The following is a 1548-nucleotide window of genomic DNA, read 5'->3' as shown; positions in this document are numbered from 1 at the left end:
TCGCGGCAAGATCATTGCTTGTTAGGGTTCGCCGTTTGCCTGACAACGGGCACGGCCGCCCGTGATTCTTCGGAGTGTCGAGCTTCGAAGCGTCACAGAACGGCCGTGTGAATGAGTGTGCTGGACGAGGTCGCCCGCGTCGACCCACTTGGTGTGTTGTCCGGGTTTCGCCGGGACCTCTATGACTGTTTGGAAGCGCGGGGCGACGAGTTGTTCGAGCTGGTCGACGCTCTGCTGTGCACGGACGGTCCGGTGAAGACGCTGGTCGAGTTGTCACTGGCTCCTGAACACCGGCGTGGTCATGGTGCCCTGTATGGCGGGTTGAACTGTGGGCGGCTGGATGTGGCGCGGCTGCGCAGGGCTTTGACCGGACTGGCGTTGCCCCGGGCTGCGGACGGTCGGATCGTCCTGGCCGTCGATGTCAGCAACTGGCTGCGGCCGGACGCGAACACCAGCCCGGACCGGCTGTTCTGCCACACCTATGGCCGGGGCAAGGGCTCGGCCCAGATGATCCCTGGCTGGCCCTACTCCTTCGTAGCCGCCCTGGAACCCGGGCGGACCTCGTGGACCACCATCCTGGATGTGATCCGGCTCCGTCCCTGCGACGACGAGATCGCCGTCACTGCGGCCCAGATCCGGGAGGTGGTCCAGCGAATATGTGCGGCAGGGCAGTGGACGGACGGTGACCTTCCCGTCCTGGTCGTCATGGATGCCGGTTACGACGTCACCCGTCTGGCCTTCCTGCTCGCCGACCTGCCCGTCGAACTGCTGGGGCGGATGCGCTCGGACCGCGTCCTGTACTTCCCGCCACCGCCCCAGCCACCTGGCAAGCGCGGGCGCAAACCCAAGCGCGGACCGGAATTCAAGTTCGAGGACGCCACCACCTGGCCCGCTCCGGCGATCACCACGGTCACCGAAACCACCCGCTACGGGCTGGCCACCGCCAGCGCCTGGGGTCAGCTGCACCCGCTGCTGGTCCGCCGCTCGGCGTGGGCCGACTACCCCGAGGGTGAACTACCTGTCATCGCAGGCACAGTGGTCCACCTCCGGGTCGACCATCTGCCCGGGGACCGGGACCCCAAGCCGGTCTGGCTGTGGTGGTCACGTTGCGATGCCACCGCTGCCGATGTGGACCGGCTCTGGCAATCGTTTCTGCGGCGATTCGATCTTGAACACACCTTCAGAATGATCAAGCAGACCCTTGGCTGGACCGCTCCGAAACTCCGCGACCCGACCGCGGCGGACCGCTGGACCTGGCTGGTCATCGCGGCCTATACCCAACTCCGCCTCGCCCGGCCCATGGCCGAAGACCTCCGTCGGCCATGGGAACGGCCGGCACGGCATGGACGCCTCACGCCCGCGCGCGTCCGCCGAGGATTTCGCCGCCTCCACAGGAAGACCCCTCAGCTGACCAGCGCACCGAAATCCGGCACCGCGGGCCCTGGTCGGCCGGCCGGCTCGAAGAACAGGAACCGGGCCCGCGAACGCCCCGTCGGAAAACACAGCAAAACCGACACGATGAAGGTCGGTGCGGACAGGCAGGCACCA

Annotated in this window: 1 protein-coding gene; it reads left to right on the top strand. The window is 67.2% G+C overall.

The window, feature by feature from the left end:
• Nucleotides 1-111: 111 nt before the first annotated feature.
• On the top strand, nt 112-1548 hold a 1437-nt coding region (locus GA0115254_RS32570; protein ID WP_218105597.1), incomplete at its 3' end, for an NF041680 family putative transposase.

The organism is Streptomyces sp. Ncost-T10-10d (genome assembly GCF_900091955.1).
Classification (GTDB): Bacteria; Actinomycetota; Actinomycetes; order Streptomycetales; family Streptomycetaceae; genus Streptomyces.
Note: the sequence above shows the minus strand (reverse complement) of the source record. Positions and strands in the feature narration are given on the sequence as shown.